The following is a 24,917-nucleotide window of genomic DNA, read 5'->3' as shown; positions in this document are numbered from 1 at the left end:
ACTAGGCAACACCACCTAGTGTGTTTGTGTTTATAGTTAAGTTGTAATTGTACAATAGGACTAACCATGACAAAAAAACTACTCAAATATGTCATTTCTATGGGGCTAATCTTCATATGTTTATTGATAGGTAATGCAATTCAATCATTGCTTGGCACTTCAATACCAAGCAGTATTATAGGTATGTTAACCCTGTTTATCCTTCTTGTTAGTGGAATAGTATCTTCAAAATGGGTCCGTCCCAGCTCAACGCTTTTTATTCGCTACATGGTGCTGTTATTTGTTCCGGTTAGCGTTGGCTTAATGGAACACTTTGGTATGCTTTATACCAACGCATTACCTGTGCTAACAAGTGTTATCGGAGGCAGTTTTATTGTCATTATTACATTAGGGTTGATGCTCGATCGCCTACTAAAAGAGGGCAAAAAATAATGTGGTTAACCTTTACCATAATCGTTTTTTTCTCTGCTCGATGGCTTAGTCAGAAAGTGAGAAACCCTTTAATGAATCCGCTTTTAATCAGTTTAGCGGTCATCATACCTTGTCTTAGTTATCTTAAAGTGCCTTTCGACACCTATTATCAAGACAACCAGTGGATAAACTACCTACTTCAACCAGCAGTCGTAGCGCTCGCCTACCCTCTATATGAGCAGCTTCCGCAGATACGTTCAAACTGGCGTATCATTATCCTTTCATGCACAGTGGGCAGTATCATGTCTATGCTTACTACCACACTAATTGCCTCCTATATGCATGCTGATCTAAGCTTGATTGCCAGTCTACTTGGTAAATCCGTAACAACACCTATTGCTATGGAAATTTCAAGCCACCTTGGAGGAGAACCCTCTATCGCGGCCATTTTAGTGATGTTAGCAGGATTATTTGGTGCTATTTTTGCCTACCCAATATATGCCTTACTTAATATTACTCACCCCATTGCAAAAGGTTTAACTATGGGGGCTGTATCTCACGCCCTTGGTACAGCTACATGTGCGGAAAAAAATGGCCAAGATGCCGCATTTAGTTCTCTTTCACTAGTTCTATGCGGTGTCATCACATCCGTTATTTCACCTATTTTCTTTACGCTTGCAGTATGGCTAGCAGCATAAGCATGTTGGATTATATTTATCTAATTTGATTCAGTTCGCTATCCGTAGTTATGCAATCGTTAATATGTGTGAGATCACCCATAATGTGCAAAAATTATTTCCGTTACATTAATAATGCAGATCAAAATCACAGTAAAAATTTCTTTGTACCATAAAATGGACTGCCACATCAGATTGCGCCACGCTGATAACCAAAGTTTAGTGGTCTGCAGATGTTTAATAATATCAATACAAGGATTTATAATGAGAAGCCGCCTTGAACTCGTACTCGCTGAAGCACCAACAAACATTGCCGACTTCCTATCTCCTATTGTGCTTACTGATGACTTTGATGCCACACTATCAAAAGAGCAATACTCTCGGTTGCTACAAATATCTGGTATTGCCGATAAAGATCTAAGAGTCACTCTACTTCCGTTCGCAGCTGCATATGCTCATGCAAGCATTTCAAATTTTTATGTTGGCGCCATTGCTCGAGGATTATCTGGACGTTTGTATTTTGGGGCAAACCTTGAAATGGTAGGAACTCAATTAGGACAAACTGTTCACGCGGAACAGTCTGCTATTAGTCATGCGTGGATGAAAGGGGAGCAAGGCATTTCAGATATCACCATCAATTTCAGTCCATGTGGCCATTGCCGTCAGTTTATGAACGAGCTGACAACCGCCGATAAACTTGTGGTGCAGCTGCCAAAAATAGAAGAGAAAACACTCCAAAGCTACCTACCAGATTCTTTTGGCCCAGCAGATCTCGGAGTGACATCTGGTCTAATGGCACAAGCTAACCATGGCAATGTAACTACAGAAAATGATGAAATGATCGCTTCAGCTCTTAATGCTCTCAACAAAAGCTATGCCCCCTACACTAAAAACCACAGTGGCGTAAGTATTAAGGTCAAGGATGGCAAAATTTATCAAGGTTCTTATGCTGAAAATGCTGCATTTAACCCTAGTCTACCCCCACTACAAGTTGCACTTAGTCAGATCCTTCTCAATGGTAAAACATTCGACGAAATAGAAGCAATTGCATTAGTTGAAAAGTATGAAGGAAGTTGTAGCCACTTAGAAACCACTCAATCTACGTTGGAAACAATTAATCCCGATATTCCACTCAGCTATTTAGCCCTTTAATCGTACTTAGTGAAATAAAGACATCGTAAACAACGCCTTTATTTCACTAGTCACAAGTCGAAAAATGGCGTGGGATCTATCTCTAAGTCACACGGTGCTATTGCCTTTTCAATCTTGTAGCGTTTATCTTTCAAGTCCATGAACTTAACATCGATAAATCTTTTGTATTTACGAGAGTAAAAGCACTTCACCTCAGGCTTAAGTGGCTCGCTAATATTGGAGGTCCAAACAATACCAATTTTCCCGTCATTAAGCTCAACAATTGCTCCAACCGGGTACATGCCTACGCAATTAATAAACTGATACACTAGATCTTTATCAAGATGAAAAGGTGTCAACGTTAGTAGAACTTTAAATGCATCAGCAGAGCTCATTCCATCTTTATAACAGCGGTTTGCAGTAAGTGCATCATATATATCGACAATACAACTCATACGACCATGTAATGGGATATCATCTCCTTTAAGGCCATTTGGATACCCCTTCCCATCAAGTTTCTCATGATGCATCAAACATACATCTCGACTTATCTGACTAATACCTGATACTTCAGAGATAATTTGCTCAGCATATACTTGGTGTAACTTCATATGCTCAAATTCTTCAGCTGTCAGTTTTCCTTGCTTATGTAACACCTTATCATCGACTTTTATTTTTCCGACATCATGAATAATTCCACCTATCGCCATATTTTTTAGAGTATCACTCGGCAACCCAAGAAATTTGCCAAATGTAACCAGCAAAGTCGCCACATTAACCGAGTGTTCAAGCAGATACTCATCTTTATTTCGTAAAGCAGATACACAGTGAAGTGCATCCGTGTCATCCAATGCCTCACTTATAAGATCTTCCGCCCAACGTTCAAGATTTGGGACTATGAGCTCAGTATCATCGAAAGTTTCATTTAAAAGTTTATTGGCTAACTCTTTTGCATCACGGATTATCTTCGCTGCCGTCGATTGCCTTATTTTTCGGTTAGGCAGCTGGCGTTTGACTGTTGTCACTAGACGTGGAGTAGTATCTAACACGCTATCGGTAACAGGATTAAACACACTACCCTTAGTAGATAGACTCTGATCCACCCAAGCGAATTTAATTCCACTTTTTTCTAACTGTTTGATCGCTTTCTCTGAAGAAACTCTACCAGCATTGGCAAGATGGACACGCTCACTATCTTCAATGGCAGTAACAAACATCCCGACTGTCAGTGTGTTAATGGGTATCTTTATAGAATTATTTGGATCAAACTTCATCTAATCACTTCGTCAGCCAATGATAATGGCATAAATGTAATTTAAATTATAAACTCAATTTATTCAGGTCATTGGAAAGTTATTGCAATTAAAGAGAAGATTGTTGTTCAGTACGAAGCAATTCTGATACAAAACAATTACATCGGCTTAGTATTTAATTTTTAGCAATGTAGATATAGGGTGATCATATAAAAACCCAACAGATGCTGGTTCTGTCGGGTTTTGATTCATTATTTTTTGCTTTTCAGCTAACAGCTGTTATTCGATGCTACTGCACAAACATGTTGCCATACCAAAGTCTGCAAACCGGCTAGTAAATTGTGTCCCATTAGGTTTAGATTCATCATATCCAACCTTTAATATTTTAGGCTGGTTGGTTGAAGCATCGATTAAACTGATTGATTGATCTGAATTGATAGTAAACAAAACATCATTAGTGAAACGGTCTGGCTCTTCCCAATACCAAACTTGAGTATTAGAAGCATAGTCATCATTACATTCATCACTAAGTTTAAGTTGTTGATTTGAAGAATCCAAACAATGATTTAAATTGGCGACACTTCTGTAGCGTTTCTCTTGGTCATAAACAAATGCTTGTGCCTTACTACCTTCGACACACTCCCTAAATGACAGTTGATGATTGGCTTCGGCTGTTAAACACATCGCATTATCTTGGCTTAGATAAACAGACTTTATTGTTACGGCGTCACTCCCGAGAAACCAAGGACTATCCCAATCAACTAAGATGGTAAATTCATCTGCATACTCGTGTTTCTCATAATTTCTATCTTTACGCCAATTTGAGTTATTTCCTGACGAGAAAAGCTCATTAGAAATGATATATCTTCTACCTAAAAACATTCTATTTTGACCAAATAGAGATAACGTGTTCACTTTTGAGTGAATACTTATGGTGGAAAAGCCTGAAACTTGAGGTTTAGCAGCTATTTTGGCTACAAAGTCTGGTCTAAGACCTTGCAAAGAAAGTGGATTCCTGTCTCTTAATTTAGAAAAATTCCAAGGTTGATCCTCTGATGTTGCCCAGTCCCAGCACCAGCCATCTGCCGTTCCTAAACTGCAAAAACCTGCTTCTGGTTCTTTATGGGAACCATAAGTATTATTAAGATATTTAAGCTGATATCCATTTTTATGTGCTTCAGTTTTTAAACCAAATTGCTTACTACTATTAATTTGATATTTATTGGTAAGTCGATATTCTATATTTTGTATCGGAAGCTTAGGAGCAAGCCCAAGGCCAAGTTTTATCGATGAGGTGGTTTCTTTTTCAATCCTCGTATCTGTTTGGTCCTGCATCTTAGGCTCTAGATCATTGAGATAAATATCACCGTTTTCTAGCCTTTCGCTTTCATTAACATTTATGCCAATACTGGTCGAATCTATATATTCTCGATAAACATAACTGGTATGACTATTTTTTTTCCAAGATGCATATATATCTTCTTCGTCTCCCATATTAAGACCAGCTCCTTCATCAAGGATAATCTCTACAAATTTATCCTTGTCACCAAATTTATAAAAATATGGTGATTTTCTGTAGTATCTCACCTTAAACTTTAGATTTGTGTTTCCTTTCCCTTCTCTACCAATAGTAAATCTGCGGTGAAAAGCAAATTCTATAATTTGTGAATTATTAACATTTGGCACACTCCCTACATCAATCGAAGATTTGTTTGATTTATTATGAATATTGTGATCATCACTGATGACTTTAGTAATGTAATCTAGTTCTCTTTCTTCCATAATATATATTTGTCGGCGGACTACATTTTTTGGAGAAGTAATTAACGTATATGGAGATGAAAATCCAATACCTATGACCTTATTTGTAAAATCTTCCCTCTCATTAATTGAAATATTGGCTAGGTCTAAAAAATAATATTTACATCTAGCAGGGTATTTTGTTTCATAACCAAATAAAGTACATCTATCTATATCGAGAGTAGTAGTATTATCCTCAGCACATACTATATGTGTAAAAAAAACCAACACAACTAATAAAAACAGTCGGGAAGAGTATTTAGTCATCATGATTTCTCTAATTTTAATTATTATTACATTATGAAATATACTGGCAACAAAAATATCCATCAACAATTATTTAACATCTAAGATCACATTAAAATAAAATGATACTATTATTAAAATATGACCATGACGGTAAAGAAAAAATTCATTTAAATATGGGATTTAGAGTAAATATTTTAAAATTACAGCACGATTTTTTGAATTTAATCGATAAGGAAATAAATAATTGGTTTATAAATAATGATTTCTATCTACAACATTAACATCAAGTGAGTCATAAAAATATTGACTCACTTGATGTAAAAAGTAGAACTTAGCTTTCAATTAAGTAAACTTCCTCAGCAAATCTTGAAAGTCCGTGCTTTATAACTCTGGGATGCGTTTGTTCCGCATCTTCACGGTATAGCTTAGAAATTTTATACTCTGAAAACAGTTTATTGACTTCTTGTTCAGTTACAGAGAACGGTGGGCCTGCCATTTCTTCTTGCTGATACTCAGTAGTGATCAGTAATATTCTTCCACCAGCTTTGAGCAAGCTTTTAACACGTTCAACATACCCACCCCGCATAGATTCTGGTAAAGCAACTAATGCTGCACGATCGTAGATAATATCAGCAGGTTCGAGCGGTGCAGTAAAAATATCTCCAGTGTAGATAGATAGCTCATCAAACTGATACAAGTCATGTTGGCCATTAACTGTAATCACCGTTGGAATATAAAAATGCTCCGCGAAAAAAGAACGAACCGCTATTTCGCTCAACTCAACACCTTGAATATGTTCGTGCTTAGTTGCGAGCCAGACCAAATCTTCTGTTTTACCACATAAGGGAACAAACACCTTATCCTTACTACTAGGTTTGGTCTCAGGCCAGTACTGAACAAGTAGCGAATTTACGTCTTCAAGGTGAAAGCCAATTTTATTTGCCGCCCAGCGACTGTGCCAAAACTCTGCATCTTTCATTATACCTACCCTTCGTCATTTCTGTGCTTCATAGCCTATATGAAACACTGGATTAGTGGTATCCCTTAAACTGTATTAATCGTTCAGATTAGGTTCAGGTTATATGGCTATAATTGTTTGTACTTAGTATGCAGCATGTGGATGTAAGTAATTCAAACTTAATGAGGCTTACTTCAAATAATTGCATTGATGATTTTTGAATAGGTTGTTTTTGTCCAAAACCTCCCACATGTAGATAAAAGAGATAAGTACCTCTTGGCGGCCAGAGCCTTTAATATTCCCTTTGTCCAAGTAGCTACAAATCTAAGGAGAGTAAATGAGCTTATTTTTGCGAACAACTGCACTGATGCTTTTAATGCTCAGTCGTGCACCTGCTTTCGCCTCCGTTCAGACCACACAAGACACTGAGCAGAAATGCTCTATCGACCAAAATCAAGTTTGTTCTAAAGCATTCAAACATAATCTCAGTGGCTTATACAGTGTTCAAACCATGTCCACAACTCCAATTCAACCCTATACTGATTTTGATGTGCTCTACAGCAAAGCGCATCAAGCTCAAGCTGAACTTGAAATGATCTGTAAAAGTGCGGCTATGTTGACATCAACCAATGCGAGCTTTTCTGGTATCAAATCTGCCCAACGAGCAAGTGAAAAAATCATCCATGAACTTAATGGTCAGACAGAACGTATCACTGATCTTGCTCGTGCAACCATAGTTGCAAATGATATTGAAAGCCTGATGTCTGTGTATGAAGTTCTTAATCGTGAAACTACTTTAGTGAAAGTTAAAAATCGTTTCAAAAAACCAGCAGCTTCAGGTTACCGCGATCTTAATTTGCTTGTTCAGTTGCCTAAAACTAATCTTGTCGCGGAAGTGCAATTACACCTTAAAGCTATTGCTGATGTTAAGAATGGGCCAGAGCATGATCTTTATGAAAGTATCCAAACGATTGAACGTCAGGCAGCATTGCAAAACCGTATCCTAAGTGAATTTGAACTAGCGCAAATTCGCTCAATGAGAACAGAATCTAAAGCTCTTTATCAAAACGCTTGGCAGCCATACATCACTACTCATCTAAGTGCTGCCTGATTCACAAATAAATAGCCAATCCAAATGGCTATTTATAAAAAACCAATTAAGCAAACGTCAATAACCTAAGCTAACCTTATAGCAGTCATATAAGAATTAGAATAGGCATTATGAATGGCATAAAGACGTTTTGCTTTTTTTATCTTGCAGTACTGACAATTGCTGGAAATGCATCAACGCATAATGATTATGGTCCGGTACAAAGTTATACCCAGTCACCCTTTCATACTAACAGTTTGTCTCCTCAACTCCGGTCTGGATTCTCATTGAACGAAAACCAAGTTGAGGCTTATGGAACAGGAACAATTTCCAGTATCTGGGCAGTGACTCCAGACTATGAACTCGATTACTATCAAAACCAAATAGCAATTGGTGGGAAATGGCAACTGCATCAAGACTGGCAGCTTGAAATGAATTATCGATGGAACTATGCCGGTAATAATCACTTGGACCGACTAACAACTTCTTTCCATGATTGGTTTAACATCGATCAAAATGGGCGTGAAGACGTAAACAATGACCGCTTCATTATCGATATTCCAGCATATGGTATTGAACTTGAAAATTTTCGCAGTGAAAGTCTCAGTCACGCTCTTACCAGCTATTTGCAATACCAATTGATGACAAAAAAACACCATGGTCTGTCTGCTGGTCTATCTCTATATTATAACAATACTCATCACGGTATCTTTTCATCTTCTGAGTTTGAACAAGGTATCCAAGTCAACTATGGTTATCGCAGAGATAAACATTCACTAGACGCTATATTAGCTTTAACTTTCCGAAATACACCAACTGTGTTTAAAAGTATGCCATATCGTTCTAGTACTTGGACTATTGGCAGTAGCTACCGATACCAATTTTCTGAAAAACACCACCTTATAGGACAACTTGCTGTACATGAAGGTGTCTCAGGTGGTGACGATGAGTTTTCCAAACCTTCGACTGAGTTTACCTTCGGATATCGATACCAAATGGAAAACTCAGCGATAGAGTTGACAGCAATAGAAAATATGTTTAACGCTGATAACAGTACCGATATCGCATTTGGCATTGGATACCGATACCTTTTTGGTTCAGTAGATAACCTTGAACCAGAAACTCCTTAAACCGATAGTATCCGACTTAATGCAGAGCGTATTTCTGCATCTGTTGCGTTTCTATTTAACGAGAACGAAATGTATTGGTCTCCTCGAAAACTCAACGAGCGATCAACCTCAGCGAGGCAGTGAATGACATCAGCATCGAGAATAAAAGATAATTCAATCTCTTTTTTATTAATCAGACCATTATTTCTAAATTCAATTTCTTGATAACAACCCGACTTTGACGAAAAGTTACTGCCTTTTAGATAACCTTTTTCAACATCGGCTTTCACCATTGTAAAACCTGAATCTTCAACGCCAGTAATAAGTTTAGCAACTGCTGGCAAAGGTTTGATTTCCAAAAAATCTCGATCTTTAGGGTCAATAGCGAAATCAATATCAAGACTCGTTTCTAGCCAAACCTGACATTGATTTTTTAAGGCGCTCAGGGCTGTTATGGGCGTTTCTGGTTCAAGTTTAAATTGAAATGGTACTTGCTTATTTTGATTGGCTTGAATAGTAAAAGGTTGGACGGCCTGAAGTGTTCCAAGAGTAAAATGTTGGTAACTTGTTCCATCTTCACTTTCTACTTTAACTTCAGTACAAAGTTTTAAATTAATAGCATCAACCTGCTGATCAACGTCGCCACCATAGATATTCATCGAACCTTGTAGCGTATCTCCTTGAACATAAGAAATGCTATTTAGAATAGTATCGACTTTTGCAGCACCAATACCCAATGACGCTTTTAACTGACCAAACATAGTTTTCCCTTTTTATGATAATAATTAATGCTTTACTAGCATGCATTACAGTTCAACCGCAAGTAATTTCTACCAATGTATCAGTAATCGTTAAATAACTAGAGTTGCAATTTTTTCCAAAATCAATCAACATTTGTATAGTCAAATAATAATTAGATAAATCACGATGAATCAAGCACCTTTATACCTTCAAATAAAGCAGTATATTGCGAATAAGATTGAGTCAGCACAATGGCCTGTTGGGCACCGTATTCCTACAGAACTGGAGCTTACTAAATACTTTAAAGTCAGCCGAATGACTGTTAACAAGGCAGTGCGTGATCTGGTAGCAGAAGGAAAACTTCAAAGAAGACCCAGACTGGGCACCTTTGTATGTGTCGCAGATGATAAAGCAGAATCTCCTTTAATAGATATTCAAAACATCGCTGATGAAGTCAAGCTTCGTGGAAAACATTATTCGAGTAAAGTGATTAAGCAAATAGCTTTACTGGCCGATGACTCGATTGCTACTAAGCTGGGAGTAATGCTAAATAGTCATGTTTTTTATAGTGAAATCATACACTTAGAAGATAAATCTCCAATACAGTATGAACTTCGATGGATCAATAGCCTTTATGCTCCAGATTATCTCAGTCAAGATTTTACCCAAATGACACCTAATCAATATCTATCGGATAACTGTCCGCTAAGTGCAATAGAACACACGGTTGAAGCCATTGCTGCATGCGATCATGTCCGAGCTGCATTAAAATTAGGATTGAATGAGCCTTGCCTATTACTCAATCGCAGAACATGGAGTGATGACAAGCTAGTCAGTTCGGCTCTATTATACCATCCAGGAACACGTTACAAACTAAGCTCTAAAGTACTACTCATCTAGTTGTTAACATTCTTCTTGGCGATCACATTTTTTCAACAATTATCTTGATCAAATTCTAGACTTGAATGATTATTTGTATATACATTTTAATTAATGGATGAACATAAGATGCATGGTAGTACCATCTCCCCCCCTCATACAAAGAATCAAGAGTTGTTATTAACCAATGCCCGATTAGTTACCATGGTATCTGGTGAACATGGGTACACAATTTCTAATCCGACTGATTTATACATTAAATCGGGAAAAGTAGAAGCGCTACCTTCTCAAATTCCAATGCATACCAGAACTTATGATTGCCAAAACAAACTTGTTACGCCTGGCTTTATAGATTGCCACACTCACCTTATCTATGCTGGCAATCGAGCTAATGAATTTGAGATGCGCCTAAATGGTGTACCTTATTCAGATATTGCAAAACAAGGGGGTGGTATTCTTTCCACAGTAAGGGCAACGAGACTAACATCTGAAAATCAATTAATTGATCTTGCACTTCCTCGCCTCGATGGCTTGATTCGATCCGGTGTCACCACGGTTGAAGTCAAATCCGGTTATGGTTTAACGGTAAAAGATGAAGTTAAAATGTTACGCGCTGCAAAAGCATTGCAGGATCATCGCAAAGTTAATGTTGTAACAACTTTGCTCGCTGCGCATGCCGTTCCGCCTGAATATCAAGGTAAGCCTAATGACTATATTCAGCTTATATGTCAAGAGATTATCCCATTGGTAGCTGAAGAAAATCTCGCTTCTTGTGTCGACGTTTTCTGTGAATCTATTGGGTTTAGCCTAGAGCAAACTGAAAAAGTATTTAGTACCGCAAAGCAGTATGGCCTAAATGTTAAAGGTCATACAGAGCAGCTATCAAACTTAGGTGGAACTATGCTAACTGCGCAATATGGAGGCTTATCGGCTGACCATATCGAGTACCTTGATCAACAAGGTGTCAAAGCATTAGCAAAGTCTGGCACTGTTGCAACCTTATTGCCTGGTGCTTTCTATTTCCTTCGAGAAACCCAACTCCCTCCAATCGAACTGTTACGCCAGCATAACATTCCAATGGCAATCGCAACTGATATGAACCCAGGCACTTCACCTTTCTCAGATTTGACTATGATGATGAATATGGGGTGTACACTTTTTGGCTTAACACCTGAAGAAACATTACGTGGAGTGACCTCTAATGCAGCCAAAGCCCTAGGGTTTGGCTGTACGAAAGGGCAACTCAAAGCTGGATTTGATGCTGATATTGCGATTTGGGATGTCGAACATCCAGCAGATTTTAGCTATCAGCAGGGAATAAAACGGCTGTCAGCTCGAGTGGTAAATGGAGAAGTTGATCATGTCTAAACTACCGACAACGAACCAAGAGTTCCATTGGCAAGGGCGCCATGATCAAGAAGATGGCGCTTTGGGAAAGCGTGTTCACCACATAATTAAACAATTGCAAGTCAAAGATCTAGAACCATATCATAATGCGGTGAGTATATTAGGTTTTGCTTGTGATGCCGGAGTTGCTCGGAATAAGGGTAGAATTGGAGCACGAAAAGCTCCGGATTTAATTCGACGCGCACTAGCAAATATGGCTTGGCACAAAGAAAGTACAGTGATTGATCTTGGTAACATAATCTGTGAAGACGATCTACTCGAACAGTACCAGTCAGAATGCGCTGATGTCATTGCAGCAGCACTTCACTCTACCCCTGTGATCACTTTGGGTGGAGGTCATGAAGTCGCATGGGCCTCATTTTTGGGACTCGCACGCCATTTTGAATACCTCAACCCAGTTAAAGCACCTAAGATTGGTATTATTAATTTCGATGCTCACTTCGATCTTCGAACATTTGAAAGCAACAACACAGAAGTCAAACCTAGTTCAGGAACACCATTTAATCAGATTCATGACTACTGCATAAAGCATGATTGGCCATTCCACTATGCATGCTTAGGCGTCAGTCGAGCAAGTAATACCCAGGCTCTTTTTGAACGAGCTAAAGAGCTCAATGTTTGGTTTGTGGAAGATAAAGATCTCGCACATCTAAATCACATATATCATCTTACTCAACTACAACATTTTATCGATAACTGTGATTATATCTACCTCACGATCGACCTTGACGTATTCCCAGCTTCTACTGCACCTGGTGTGAGTGCACCAGCTGCGAGAGGAGTCAGTATGGATACAATGGCACTGTTTCTGGATAGGGTCTTACATTACAAAGAAAAGTTAGTTATCGCTGATATTGCTGAATACAACCCAACTTACGATGTCGACAGCCAAACCGCACGCCTTGCAGCAAGGCTTTGTTGGGATATAGCTAACGCCTTTTCTGAAAAATAACCAATAACGATTTAGCGGCCCTTTTACACAAAAGTCATGCTTTTGTGTCGGCTGTTTTCAAACCAAATAACTGGAAATAAAAGGAGTTTACTAATGACGGAACGTCAAGTTGAAGATATGCGCCTCGATACTAGCCGTACTATACGCGCCCCTCAAGGAACCAAACTTAGAGCGAAATCATGGTTGACTGAAGCACCACTTCGTATGCTGATGAATAACCTAGATCCTGACGTTGCAGAACATCCACACTCACTAGTTGTGTATGGTGGCATAGGACGTGCTGCGCGAAATTGGGAATGCTTCGACAAAATCGTAGAAGTGCTTGAGAGACTTGAAGAAGACCAAACATTATTAATTCAATCCGGTAAACCAGTTGGCGTTTTCCCAACACATAGCAATGCCCCAAGGGTTCTAATTGCTAACTCCAACATTGTACCTCATTGGGCTAACTGGGAGCATTTCAACGAATTAGATAGACAAGGTCTAATGATGTACGGCCAGATGACGGCAGGAAGCTGGATCTATATTGGTTCACAAGGTATTGTCCAAGGCACCTATGAAACTTTTGTCTCTGTTGCCAAAAAACACTTCGGCGGAAACGCTAAAGGACGCTGGGTAATCACTGGTGGCCTCGGTGGTATGGGCGGAGCACAACCTCTTGCCGCTACCATGGCAGGATTTTCCATGATAGCTGTTGAATGTGATGAATCACGTATCGACTATCGTTTACGTACTGGTTATGTTGATAAAAAAGCCACTAGCCTTGATGAAGCACTCGCCATTATTTATGAATCAGAATGTCCAATTTCAGTGGGATTATATGCTAATTCAGCTGATGTATTCCCTGAACTTGTTGAACGGAACATCACCCCTGACGTAGTTACTGATCAGACCTCTGCTCATGATCCACTTAATGGGTATCTACCTATTGGGTGGTCCATGAATCACGCTTCAGAAATGCGCCAAAAAGATCAAGCGGCTGTAGTAAAAGCTGCTAAGGAGTCCATGGCGATTCAAGTAAGAGCCATGCTTGAACTGCAAGAAAGGGGGGCGGCAACGCTTGACTATGGCAATAATATTCGCCAAATGGCACTTGAAGAAGGTGTCGATAATGCTTTTGATTTCCCAGGTTTTGTCCCTGCTTATATAAGACCCCTATTTTGTGAAGGTATTGGACCTTTCCGCTGGGCTGCGTTATCCGGAGACCCTGAGGATATATATAAAACCGATCAAAAAGTGAAAGAGCTGATCCCCGATAATCCACATCTACATAATTGGCTAGATATGGCGCGTGAACGTATTCAATTTCAAGGTTTGCCAGCACGAATTTGTTGGGTGGGCCTCAAGGATAGAGAACGCTTAGGCCAAGCATTCAATCAAATGGTTAAAAATGGAGAACTTAAAGCGCCGATCGTCATTGGTAGAGACCATCTAGACTCAGGTTCCGTTGCCAGCCCCAACCGAGAAACTGAAGGCATGATGGATGGTTCAGATGCTGTATCAGACTGGCCTTTACTCAATGCTCTACTTAATACAGCGGGAGGTGCAACCTGGGTTTCACTCCATCATGGTGGAGGCGTTGGTATGGGCTTTTCACAGCATTCAGGAATGGTAATTTGTTGCGATGGTAGTGATGATGCTTCGCAACGTATCTCACGCGTTCTACACAATGATCCAGCAACAGGAGTCATGCGTCATGCTGATGCTGGTTATGATATAGCTAAGCAATGCGCCGCAAATCAAAAGTTAGACCTGCCTATGCTCAATGAAGAATTGAGCAAACTTAAATAATCAAGGTTGAAGCAAGGAAGTATAAAAATGTTTAATTTAACGCTAAAACCAGGCTGTATTAGCTTAAAACAACTACGTCATATAACTCGTTCGTCGTTCAAACTATCTCTCGACCCAGAAGCGATACCTGCTATTGACGAAAGTACCAAAATTGTTGAACAGGTCATTGCAGAAAACAGAACTGTTTATGGTATTAACACTGGTTTTGGCCTACTCGCCAACACTCGTATTGAACCCCAAGATTTAGAAACACTGCAAAAAAGTATCGTTCTCTCCCATGCTGCTGGTATTGGTGAATATATGACGGATGAAACCGTATGCTTAATGATGGTACTAAAAATCAACAGTCTTGCTCGGGGGTTCTCCGGAATCAGACTTTCTGTCATACAAGCGTTGATAGACTTGGTCAATTCTGAGGTCTATCCCTGTGTGCCTAAAAAAGGTTCCGTTGGTGCATCTGGCGATCTCGCTCCCCTAGCACATATGAGCACTGTATTGCTTGGCGAAGGTCAAGCACGCCACAATGGCAAAATCATTTCAGGGCTTGAAGCACTCAAAATTGCGGGGCTTGAGCCCATCACATTAGCCCCTAAAGAAGGTTTAGCATTACTGAATGGCACTCAAGCCTCAACCGCTTTTGCCTTGCAGGGACTCTTTGCAGCTGAAGACTTATTTGCATCAGCAATTACATGCGGTGCCATGTCTGTAGAAGCGGCGCTAGGAAGTCGTCGTCCCTTTGATCCCCGAATTCATAGAGTCCGTGGGCATCGTGGACAAATGGATGCCGCTTTCGCCTACCGAGAACTTCTGGACGCGAAAAGCGATATTGGTGATTCACACACCAGCTGTGAAAAAGTACAAGATCCTTATTCACTTCGCTGCCAACCACAAGTCATGGGAGCTTGCCTGCAACAAATCCGCAACTCTGCTGATATTCTAGAAGTTGAAGCAAATGCTGTTTCTGACAACCCTCTGGTTTTTGCTGACGATGGGGATATTATTTCAGGAGGAAATTTCCATGCAGAGCCTGTCGCTATGGCTGCAGATAATCTTGCCCTTGCCATTGCAGAAATAGGCAGTTTATCGGAAAGGCGCATGGCCTTGCTCATCGATAGTGCGCTGAGTAAACTGCCTCCTTTCTTAGTTGATAACGGGGGAGTCAACTCTGGTTTTATGATCGCTCAGGTAACATCAGCGGCTTTAGCAAGCGAAAATAAAACCTTTGCTCACCCAGCATCGGTAGATAGCTTACCAACCTCAGCAAATCAAGAAGACCACGTATCAATGGCAACCTTTGCTGCTAGGCGGTTAAGTGACATGGCTGAAAATACACGCGGCATATTAGCAGTAGAATATCTCGCGGCTGCTCAGGGTCTTGATTTCAGAGCTCCCAATAAATCATCCACCAAAGTCGAGCAAGCAAAACACATTCTGCGTGAAAAAGTACCTTTCTACGATAAAGACCGCTATTTTGCACCAGATATTGAACAAGCGAATAATCTGCTTCTACTTGCTGTTCATAATCATCTCTTGCCCGAAAAGCTCTTACCTAGTATGTAAAAAACGCCTTACGAGCTAATTTGTCGGCTACGCAAGCGCTCAGCCGACATTTTTATCATAGGCAGCGCAATGCTGAACGTGAACGAACCGAGACCTCCTCACCACTATAACTATCATAAACATGAATATCTGGTTCAGCACTAACGTATTTTACTGGATTTTTTACTTCTCTTATTTTGATGTAATTTTTATTGGTAGACACTCGCTCTATTGCCTCAACACGAAAATAGGTGTTCGGTTTAGCTAAAATTTCAGCTTCATAGTCTTTAAACGTATAACCATTTATCGCCCGCCCAGATGATTTTAGTTCAATCTTAAATTGAGCAATAGAGCGGTCTTGAGTAACGCCTGTCGAAGCAAAATCACGAGCAACACTTGGAATAGTGGATGTGGATAAAAATGCTTTTTCGTAGAGGATATCTCCAACATTCAGTTTTTCCAATAAGCCGTTTCTAATTGACGATCCGCGATACACAGTTCCTTTGTAATTTGGAAGTTTGTTCAGTGCACTACGTATATTAGACACACTTGACTTGATTGAGTTATCAAACATTGGCCCTAAATACCGCTCAGGCTCACCCGCTCTCATATATTCATTAATCACATCGTAATCAACTCGGCCATAGCGCTCAATGGCCTTGTATTCACTAGGCAACATTTTTTTTTCCGCTCTCGCATTATGAGCAGTAGACCATTGCATTAGATCTCGAGCTTGCTGTTCTTCCTCTATACTAGTTAGGTGGCGGTCTTTAAACTCGGCAAAATCTTCTGCATTAACATAACTTTGTACAGAAAAACATAGTAAAGAAGTTATTAAGATAGTTTTAATGTTTACCCACTGCCAATTATTATATTGACGAGATAGTGTGCTGGACATATTGAAATCCTTTATTGCATTCATATCGATATTCATCCTTTATTTAACGCCAATATTCAGGGTTATTAGGGCTAAGATCACAGCCAATATTGAGTTCATTTTGCTTCATTACCGCAAATCGAATCGTGCTAAACAGCTTAAATTGCTGACGAGTAAGACTATCAAACCACTCCGAAACAGGTGCTAGCCAATATAGACTTTCATTTGCAGACACTGACATTAATGCGTCTTTAAGCCGCAAATAAACAATCGCACAATTCTGGCCGGGCATATTGGTATATATTGAGTTGACTTGCGTTAACTGCTGAATATCACCTGCTATAACTGAGTTTGAACCAAATAAAGCATCAATAGAAAAATGCAAACGAGTATCGTAGCTCATCTCGGCATAATTGTTAGTAGAGTAATAATAGCTGGGCTCCTCTTCATTAATATTCTGGTACTGGTCTAATATCATGTAACGTAAAAGATGTGCAGGTAAGGGCTCAGAAAAAATGCCCGTTGCACCTGGTTCTCCAGAAGCATAATGTCCAGTTGAAGTATTTTGGGCGTGGACAATGGATATATAGCGATGAAAGTCACCAATCTGCTGATTAAGCCAACCTTCATTTTTCTGCTCAGCTGTATTCACTGCTTCAGCAATATGTGTTTTAACAATACCTTTAGCCAAAGCTAGTGTTGCAGCCAAGTCTGTTACGTCAAGATTTGAATCTTTAAGTGCAGAAGAAATAAACGGCGCAAATTTATCTAAATCAAAGCTACCAGGGTAAATATAGCTATAAAAACCTTTGATATGATTGGCTTGCCATTCGCTTTCCAAAGCTTGTGGGATAAGACTCTCTAGCTTCTTCCTTCGTTTAGAGTGTACGTAATAGCCTGAATTTTTAGTTCTTGCATACCAATTGGCAATATGGTGTAGAGAGGAATCACGAGAAAGATGCTCTTTATTCAGATACTCAGTTGACCATCCAGCACAGCCATTACCTCCTCCGCATTCAGAATCTATTGCTTGTGAAGAGTCAAACAACCAACGCATGACAATAGATTTATCTTGTTCAGCTTTAAGAATAATTCTTTGTTTCTCGGAGAAATTTAAGATCTGTTTTTCAAGCCAATGCTCTTCTTGATGAGCGTTCCAGCCAGAATCAATTAAGTTTTCCAAAGATTGCTCAAACACTTGCTTAATAACTTCTGGATTAGGCATCACCATTTGTGAAATCACAGCATCTTTTGAAGAATCATACTTTTCAATTTCAGCTGGTATCCAAGTATATTGAGTGCACCCTCTAAAATTAGGGTCTCCGCCTAAGATACCTATCTTGGTACATTTTCGATAACCTTCCTGTACCACAAAGTATTTTTGGCGAAGTTCAGTCGCCGTAGCTTGTCGGCCAAAGATACTTCGAGACATTTCGTCGATGGCTAAATAGTCAGCTTGGTTTGTAAAATAATGGTGGGCCGATTCTACCGCACCTGATTCAAATAATTGTTCAATAACTGAATGACCTTCAGAGCGCATTTCAGCAATAAGTTTTGTTTTGATTTGTTCCAGCTGCAGAGCCGCCGTTTCAACAATAATAATTTTTGCGTTGAGAGTCTGTTGATACAGTCGGTGCATCGATTGGCCATCTAGCCCTTCAACTGAACCACTTCTCACCCTATTAAGTAAAGAGAGTGCAGAGTCTAGCTGGCCTTGTTGGCAGTGCTGTAAATTAGCAAGTGCGCGGCTGGCTTGCCGCTTAGAGGGTATAAGTGGTGGACGATTATTATTGATTTCTTGCTCGGGATATAGTGCAAGCAATGCATCGACCTCAGCCTGACAAGATGAAGAAAAATCAGATGAAAAGACACGTTTTCCTGACTCTTCAAGTGATAGTTTGTTATAGATTGCCTTGTATTTTTCTTCCTCAATTGCACTGACTAATGCCTCAGTTAATCTTGTTTGAGCTAACACCGCCTCTTGGTAATACTGCTGATATTTTAGCGCAACATCTGCAGCAAAACCTCTTACTAAATCCTCTAGCATAGCTTGTTGACCTTTTGATAAGTCTGCCCAGTGTTGTTTGTCTTTCTTATCTTGCTGCGTCACAATGTCATTGTGAACTGTAAAACTATAATGTTCTCCCGCAGCTACTTTATTCCAGCGTGAAACCAATATTTGGCGATCAATTTCTCTTTCTGGTAACCTCAATACACCAAACCAGTCAACAAGACTCATTACTGTCGCAAAACGGTCATAGCCAGTGTTTGTCTCATTTTTGAAAGACTGAGCTACCTCATTAGCCCACAAACCAACCATTACAGCATCACCAACAGGGCCTAATACTTCTATCGCACCTTTTGCAGCCCCCATGGCCGAATGTCCTATTGTCTTTAACATGCTTGCAGCCTCTTCGGCTTCAAGAGTCACAACGCTAGTAGGACCAACATCAAGTAAGGACGATGTCTCAGGGAAGATTTCTTCTGTTTCAATTAAAGAAGGTTTGGTTTCGGACTGATGAATAGGGTTTGAACCAAATAAGTTATTTGGGGTTAGGTCTTCACTAAAAGTTTGATAATTAGATTTGCGTATTTGATGCAAACCTTCACCTTCAAGCACTCGATATTCGTCTCCTATAGTGCAAACCTGCAGCGCATTTGCATAGGGAGACGTCATGGCACAAATCAGTGCCAGCTGTCGAAACTTCATATTAGATTCCTATTTAGATTGAAATTAATCTCTTCGCTAGAGCGATCAAATCAATCAGATTTCAACCTGATCTAATCCAATGCTCTTTACAATTCCCAACCAAAAAACAAATATGTGTAAAGCTGAAAAGGAGAATCGGTGAGACATTCCTAGATATATAAAAAATCTAGAAAAATCAAAGCTATGTGATTCCTGTTCAAATAAAATGTTATTTTGATTAAAAGTCAGTAATTTAAATAGTATCTATGCATTACCCACTCCTAATAAAACAAATATTAAGAATTTAGAAAATATTGTTTCTGACTCAAACTTCAACCTATCACGACTATAATTTCATGACATTATCTATTAAAAATATAAACCATTAATTTAAAATAAGATATTTTGAAATCATATATATTTATCTTACTAATTATTTTTATGGTAATAAAAACCAGTCAATTACCTGGATAAAAATTCAAGATTCATATCAAGACCAGAACCAATTTATAAATTGGTAAACATAGGAAAATGTAAGTAAGTGTTGATATATAATTATCGATTAATTTACGAACTTTCTATTTTCATACTATTAAATCAGTTGGCTTATAACATATTAAACTAACCAATATAAATCTTCTTGCAATACAATTTGCTACTATTCCATCAAATACTGTGAAATAAATCACATAATCATATGGTTTAGTATGAATTGGCAAGTTCTAAGTGAGTTACTCTCTTCATTCGGCAAACTAAGACCTAACTAATGCAACTTGTCACTGGATGGACCATTGAAAAGAAAACCTCATATATAATTCAACTCAGTTTTGGCTAATTAGCGTAAGTTATGTTTTTAAAACCCTATTTTTCTAGCAATGACAAGAAGTTCGATTTTACCCGTCAACAGGCAAGTTACTTTGCCAAACTAGTCGCAGGTGACTTCAACCCTATCCATGATGAAGATAACAAGCGCTTCTGTGTACCAGGGGATCTTCTGTTCGCTGTACTGCTGAAAAAGAAAGGCGTCAGCCAAAAAATGCGTTTTGATTTTTCTGGGATGGTTAGTGAGGGCATTGCACTACATATTGAGGACAAATGTGATAAGCAAGCAAGCGTTGTCGATTGTAATGGTAAAGAATATCTGCAAATGACGCGTGAGGGTGATATAAACAACAATCCAGCTTTTATTGAGCACATTATCACTAGTTATGTTAAATTTTCAGGTATGAACTTCCCTCATATCATGGTTCCACTGATGCTAGAGCAGCAAATGATGATTAATTGCCAACGTCCATTGGTTATCTACGAAAGTATGGAAGTGGAATTCTCACGATTGGATATAACTAACCCCGAAGTTGAATTTAACGGTGCAAGCTTCAACGTTGAAGGAAAACGCGGTGTTGTCACTCTCAACTTTGACTTTAGGCAAGGAAGTGAAATTGTTGGAAATGGTATCAAACGGATGGTAGCTAGTGGTCTCAGACAATATCACCAAGATGATATTGATGATTTGGTCACTCGCTTCAACGAGCGCAAAAAATCTTTTTTAGCGCAGCTGAACCAAGCAGCTTAAAACAATAATTTCAGCGACTCAGCCCTGCTATGGTATGTAGGGCTATTTTATAGCCAGCGTCTAACACGTTGCTTGTAATCAAGATAAGTCGCTCCAAATAATCCCTCTAACGCATTCTCTTCCGGCTCAATCTGAAACCGATTAATATACAAGACAAAACTAAATGCTATAAGCATACTAAGTATGTTTTGTTGCCAGTATGCAAAACCAAATAGTAAAATAAACATGCTCAGGTACATGGGATTTCTAGTATGTGCAAATATTCCACTATCGACAACCATTGATGCCTGCTCAACATTAATCGGATTAATCGTTGTATTTGCTTTTCTAAATTCATACACACCAGCAAATCCAATTAACATTGACACTATTAGGCATATGCATAAAACAATAGGTGCCAGCGGAACTTGTAATGACAAATTGCTAAATTCATCGCCAATAAATTTGATTATTAGACCCAAAACAATAAACACGATAGGTGGAGGAAGCTTTCTTTCAAGATTCTTCATAACCCAAGACCAACCAAACTGACATAACTAAAAAATAGCCCAGCCTCACGAACTGAGCCAAGATTATTCACACAATTTTTAGTAGTGCCTGTAACGGATGCCTCATTTTTATATTATCGAATCGCTTAACTTGGCTTCGACATGAATAACCTGTAATCAGACATCTATCTTTCGGTAGTTGTCCTATCTGCTGCTTCCAACTCAAATTATAAATATTCTTAGAAATTTCAAGCTTATCAACCTCGTGGCCAAAAGTACCTGCCATACCACAACAGCCTACAGCAACCGTATTAATATTCGCACCGAAATGGGTAAAAATCTTGCCCCATTCTTTTTCAGCATTCGGCATTTTTGTTTTTTCCGTACAGTGAACAAACAAATACCATGCTTCATTTGAAGTGGAAACAATAGGATCAAATTCACCTAAGCGGGGCTCAAACCACTCATGAACATTAAGTACTGCAAAGTCTCCTCGCTTATCACCCAAGACTTCTTGATATTCATCTCGATAACAAAGTACTAATGCTGGATCAACCCCTACCATGGCAATGTTGATATCTGAAATTTGCTGTAAAAAACTTGCGGTAGTTTTAGCACTATTGGCAAACCGTTTCAAAAAGCCCTTCACATGTTGAGCTTTACCATTAGGCTTAAAGGGCAACAAAATGGGGGTTTTACCTAATTTTATTAATAACTTAGCAAAATCTTCGACAACATCAGCATCATAATAGCTGGTAAAGGGGTCTTGTACGATAACAACATGGTTAGCTTTATCATCGTCTGACAAATACCGCAGTTCATCCAAATTAAATTGCTTATAACTCTGCAATCGTGAACACAGAGTCGGGACTGACATCAATGGAAGATCGGTATAACCTATCACTGAGGAAGTCAGTTTCTGTACCCAAACTTGTTTCAAAATACCATTTATAAGCTTTGGTGTTTTAGCCATGATAGGCAGCAGAGATTCGATATCTGCGACAAGATAATCTTTTGCTGGACGTTGATAACGGGAATAATAGATATTCAGAAATCTTGAGCGGAAGCTTGGGACATCGACTTTAATGGGGCATTGGCTGGCACATGCCTTACATGCCAAACAACCATTCATTGCCTCTAATACTTCGTGAGAAAAATCATATTCCTTATGCTTTTTCAATGAATTTCCAACTCTACCAATCATGGTTTTGATAGACACATTACCAGTAAGCACTTTATTTTCTAGATCAAGAATATCAACACCTTGTTCGGTAAGTTGCCGCAACCATTCTCTCACTAACCCTGCTCTGCCTTTCGGAGAATGGCGACGGTCAGCAGTAACCTTCATTGACGGGCACATTGGCGAAGCCGTATCGTAGTTAAAACACAGGCCGTTGCCATTGCACTCTATAGCTTGCTTGAAGCTATCTCGAACTTTGACATCTATCTGGCGGTCATAAAAGCCCCGCTTAGTACCCGAGACCTTAACCAGCTGTGATTGGCTATCCAACGGTGTACAGATTTTTCCTGGGTTCATCTTATTGAGAGGATCAAAAGCGGTCTTAACTCTCCTTAGCTCAGTAAAAAGTTCATCACCAAAGAACTCAGGGCCGTATTCAGAACGAAATCCTTTCCCATGCTCTCCCCACATTAAACCACCGTATTTAGATACCAGTTTCACCACTTGATCAGAGATTTCATGCATCAGGGACTCTTGCTTGGGATCGCATAAGTCGAGTGCAGGACGAACATGTAGGACCCCTGCATCAACATGACCAAACATCCCATAGGAAAGCGACTTAGAATCAAGCAACTGACGAAACTCAACGATAAAGTCAGCTAAATTTTCTGGGGGTACACATGTGTCTTCAGCAAAGGCAACTGGCTTTGCTCGACCTTTTGCTGCACCAAGCAGACCAACGGCTTTTTTACGCATGTTATAAATACGGCCAATACTTGCTAAGTCACGGCATACTTGATATCCAATCACGCCAGCTTCATCTGTTTCTATCATAGTATCAAGCTTTTGAGTCAGCGTGTTTAATTGCCGGTCGACTTCCTCAACATCATGGCCTGCGTACTCCACCATGTTAATGCCTTGCATCACTTTGCCTGGAACATCCGTCAACAGGTCACTCACCGTATGCCAAACAATATCTTGCTTAGCTAAATTCAATACATTGGAGTCGATAGTTTCTACCGATAATGCACTCGCCTTAACCATGAAAGGGGCATTACGCAAAGCCGAATCAAAGCTATTGTATTTAACGTTAACTAAAATTCTTACTTTAGGAATTAGAGTAAGGTTTAACTTAGCTTCTGTAATGAAAGCCAAAGACCCTTCGGCCCCACAAAGTACTCGAGTAATATCAAACTGATCACTTTTCTCGTTAATAGCATTGTTTAGGTCATAACCCGTTAAAAACCGATTGAGTGGTGGAAATTTCGCTTTAATCTGTTTACGTTTCTCACGGCAAACTCGCTCTGTTACTTGTAACGCTTGATGGACATAATTATTGTTACTTGGTTTTTGAGAAGTGTCAGATTCGAGTAGAGAGCCGTCAGCAAGTACAGCTTGTACAGATAAAACATGATCCGATGTTTTGCCATACTTTAATGACCCCTGCCCAGAAGCATCGGTATTAATCATTCCGCCGATTGTTGCTCGATTACTGGTTGAAAGATCTGGTGAGAAAAAGTAACCATAGGGTCTTATTACATCATTGAGCTGGTCTTTTATCACACCACTTTGGACCCTAACCCAACCTTCCTCTTGATTAATTTCGAGCACTTTATTCATGTGACGTGATAGATCAACCACAATTCCATGAGTGAGAGATTGACCGTTAGTGCCAGTACCGCCACCGCGTGGTGAGAAAGTAATTCTCTCATATTTCTCTTGACTACTTATCTTACCAATTAAAATAACATCTTGAGTAGATTTAGGGTGAACAACAGACTGAGGCAGTTGTTGGTAAACGCTATTATCGGTAGCAACGGCCAGCCGACTAGAGTATTGGCTTTCTATATCTCCCTCAAAGCCTGAGTTTTTCAGTACTTCGAGAAAATTGAGTACAACTGGATCGACATCAGATTGTATGTGTAATCTTGGTAACATTTGCTTCCTGCCCCTACCTCACTATTCCTAACAGTAACGGGTCCTAATAAAAGGATAAAATTTTATGATTTCCGTCACTTTACAACATTTGAAACGGTGAATAAAACAGAAATACGATTTGAAAATGGCACTTATCTAATTTCTTATCCACACTTAGTTATTATGCATTAGTTAGAACGTATCTT

General features: G+C 39.3%; 19 protein-coding genes. 11 read left to right on the top strand and 8 right to left on the bottom strand.

Going from position 1 to position 24,917, the window contains the following annotated elements; genetic code table 11:
- Window positions 1-66: 66 nt before the first annotated feature.
- The 3 genes from OCV27_RS07080 to cdd all read left to right on the top strand — a co-directional run bounded on the left by OCV27_RS07080 (window position 67) and on the right by cdd (window position 2,240).
- Entirely contained in the window at window positions 67-432 is a 366-nt protein-coding gene (locus OCV27_RS07080) for a CidA/LrgA family protein (protein WP_337969420.1), read from the top strand.
- Window positions 432-1,109 carry a CidB/LrgB family autolysis modulator gene (locus OCV27_RS07075; RefSeq protein WP_171359662.1) on the top strand — a complete coding sequence of 226 codons (678 nt, stop codon included), beginning with the start codon at window positions 432-434 and terminating at the stop codon, window positions 1,107-1,109. Before OCV27_RS07080 ends, OCV27_RS07075 begins: the two co-directional genes overlap by 1 nt.
- A 243-nt stretch (window positions 1,110-1,352) precedes the next feature.
- Window positions 1,353-2,240 carry a cytidine deaminase gene (cdd, locus tag OCV27_RS07070; protein WP_337969419.1) on the top strand — a complete coding sequence of 296 codons (888 nt, stop codon included), beginning with the start codon at window positions 1,353-1,355 and terminating at the stop codon, window positions 2,238-2,240.
- A gap of 50 nt (window positions 2,241-2,290) precedes the next feature.
- Here cdd and OCV27_RS07065 read toward each other — a convergent pair whose 3' ends face one another.
- From OCV27_RS07065 to OCV27_RS07055, 3 genes are all read right to left on the bottom strand, one after another.
- Complete coding sequence (locus OCV27_RS07065; protein WP_171359660.1) at window positions 2,291-3,493, bottom strand: cyclic di-GMP phosphodiesterase; 1,203 nt, start codon at window positions 3,491-3,493, stop codon at window positions 2,291-2,293.
- Window positions 3,494-3,751: 258 nt separating this feature from the next.
- On the bottom strand, window positions 3,752-5,602 hold the full coding sequence (locus OCV27_RS07060) for an RICIN domain-containing protein (protein ID WP_337969418.1): 1,851 nt from the start codon (window positions 5,600-5,602) through the stop codon (window positions 3,752-3,754).
- Window positions 5,603-5,852: 250 nt separating this feature from the next.
- Window positions 5,853-6,500 carry a thiopurine S-methyltransferase gene (locus OCV27_RS07055; RefSeq protein ID WP_125322850.1) on the bottom strand — a complete coding sequence of 216 codons (648 nt, stop codon included), beginning with the start codon at window positions 6,498-6,500 and terminating at the stop codon, window positions 5,853-5,855.
- Window positions 6,501-6,816: 316 nt separating this feature from the next.
- Here OCV27_RS07055 and OCV27_RS07050 point away from each other — a divergent pair, with 316 nt between their 5' ends.
- Together OCV27_RS07050 and OCV27_RS07045 are read left to right on the top strand one after the other, a co-directional pair.
- Window positions 6,817-7,590: a nucleotidyltransferase family protein gene (locus tag OCV27_RS07050; RefSeq protein WP_125322851.1), complete on the top strand. Its 774-nt coding sequence runs from the start codon at window positions 6,817-6,819 to the stop codon at window positions 7,588-7,590.
- A 110-nt stretch (window positions 7,591-7,700) separates the two neighbouring features.
- Entirely contained in the window at window positions 7,701-8,699 is a 999-nt protein-coding gene (locus OCV27_RS07045) for a DUF3187 family protein (RefSeq protein ID WP_125322852.1), read from the top strand.
- On the opposite strand, the gene OCV27_RS07040 is transcribed toward OCV27_RS07045, so the two are convergent.
- Window positions 8,696-9,439: a sporulation protein gene (locus tag OCV27_RS07040; protein WP_125322853.1), complete on the bottom strand. Its 744-nt coding sequence runs from the start codon at window positions 9,437-9,439 to the stop codon at window positions 8,696-8,698. The two genes, OCV27_RS07045 and OCV27_RS07040, sit on opposite strands and share 4 nt — an antisense overlap.
- Window positions 9,440-9,605: 166 nt before the next feature.
- Here OCV27_RS07040 and hutC point away from each other — a divergent pair, with 166 nt between their 5' ends.
- The 5 genes from hutC to hutH all read left to right on the top strand — a co-directional run bounded on the left by hutC (window position 9,606) and on the right by hutH (window position 16,008).
- Complete coding sequence (gene hutC, locus OCV27_RS07035; protein ID WP_125322854.1) at window positions 9,606-10,319, top strand: histidine utilization repressor; 714 nt, start codon at window positions 9,606-9,608, stop codon at window positions 10,317-10,319.
- Window positions 10,320-10,427: 108 nt separating this feature from the next.
- Complete coding sequence (gene hutI, locus OCV27_RS07030; RefSeq protein ID WP_125322855.1) at window positions 10,428-11,666, top strand: imidazolonepropionase; 1,239 nt, start codon at window positions 10,428-10,430, stop codon at window positions 11,664-11,666.
- Entirely contained in the window at window positions 11,659-12,657 is a 999-nt protein-coding gene (hutG, locus tag OCV27_RS07025) for a formimidoylglutamase (protein WP_125322856.1), read from the top strand. Before hutI ends, hutG begins: the two co-directional genes overlap by 8 nt.
- Before the next feature lie 93 nt (window positions 12,658-12,750).
- Window positions 12,751-14,448 (top strand): urocanate hydratase, encoded by a 1,698-nt coding sequence (gene hutU, locus OCV27_RS07020; RefSeq protein ID WP_125322857.1) that lies wholly within the window; start codon window positions 12,751-12,753, stop codon window positions 14,446-14,448.
- 27 nt (window positions 14,449-14,475) lie between these two features.
- Entirely contained in the window at window positions 14,476-16,008 is a 1,533-nt protein-coding gene (hutH, locus tag OCV27_RS07015; RefSeq protein ID WP_125322858.1) for a histidine ammonia-lyase, read from the top strand.
- A gap of 55 nt (window positions 16,009-16,063) precedes the next feature.
- Here hutH and OCV27_RS07010 read toward each other — a convergent pair whose 3' ends face one another.
- On the bottom strand, window positions 16,064-16,885 hold the full coding sequence (locus tag OCV27_RS07010; protein WP_125322859.1) for an ADP-ribosyltransferase: 822 nt from the start codon (window positions 16,883-16,885) through the stop codon (window positions 16,064-16,066).
- A 43-nt stretch (window positions 16,886-16,928) separates the two neighbouring features.
- Window positions 16,929-19,574: a hypothetical protein gene (locus OCV27_RS07005; RefSeq protein ID WP_125322860.1), complete on the bottom strand. Its 2,646-nt coding sequence runs from the start codon at window positions 19,572-19,574 to the stop codon at window positions 16,929-16,931.
- 826 nt (window positions 19,575-20,400) lie between these two features.
- Between OCV27_RS07005 and OCV27_RS07000 the strand changes: the two genes are divergently transcribed.
- On the top strand, window positions 20,401-21,126 hold the full coding sequence (locus OCV27_RS07000; protein WP_125320660.1) for a DUF3581 domain-containing protein: 726 nt from the start codon (window positions 20,401-20,403) through the stop codon (window positions 21,124-21,126).
- A gap of 47 nt (window positions 21,127-21,173) precedes the next feature.
- On the opposite strand, the gene OCV27_RS06995 is transcribed toward OCV27_RS07000, so the two are convergent.
- Both OCV27_RS06995 and ydiJ read right to left on the bottom strand, forming a co-directional pair.
- A complete protein-coding gene (locus OCV27_RS06995; protein ID WP_125320659.1) occupies window positions 21,174-21,635 on the bottom strand; it encodes a methyltransferase family protein in 462 nt (153 codons plus the stop codon).
- Between the two features lie 67 nt (window positions 21,636-21,702).
- A complete protein-coding gene (gene ydiJ, locus OCV27_RS06990) occupies window positions 21,703-24,732 on the bottom strand; it encodes a D-2-hydroxyglutarate dehydrogenase YdiJ (protein WP_125320658.1) in 3,030 nt (1,009 codons plus the stop codon).
- Window positions 24,733-24,917: the final 185 nt, after the last annotated feature.

It is taken from the genome of Vibrio pectenicida, from assembly GCA_024347015.1.
Classification (GTDB): domain Bacteria; phylum Pseudomonadota; class Gammaproteobacteria; order Enterobacterales; family Vibrionaceae; genus Vibrio; species Vibrio pectenicida.
The sequence above is the reverse complement of the archived record's forward strand: the minus strand, read 5'-3'. Positions and strand labels throughout refer to the sequence as shown.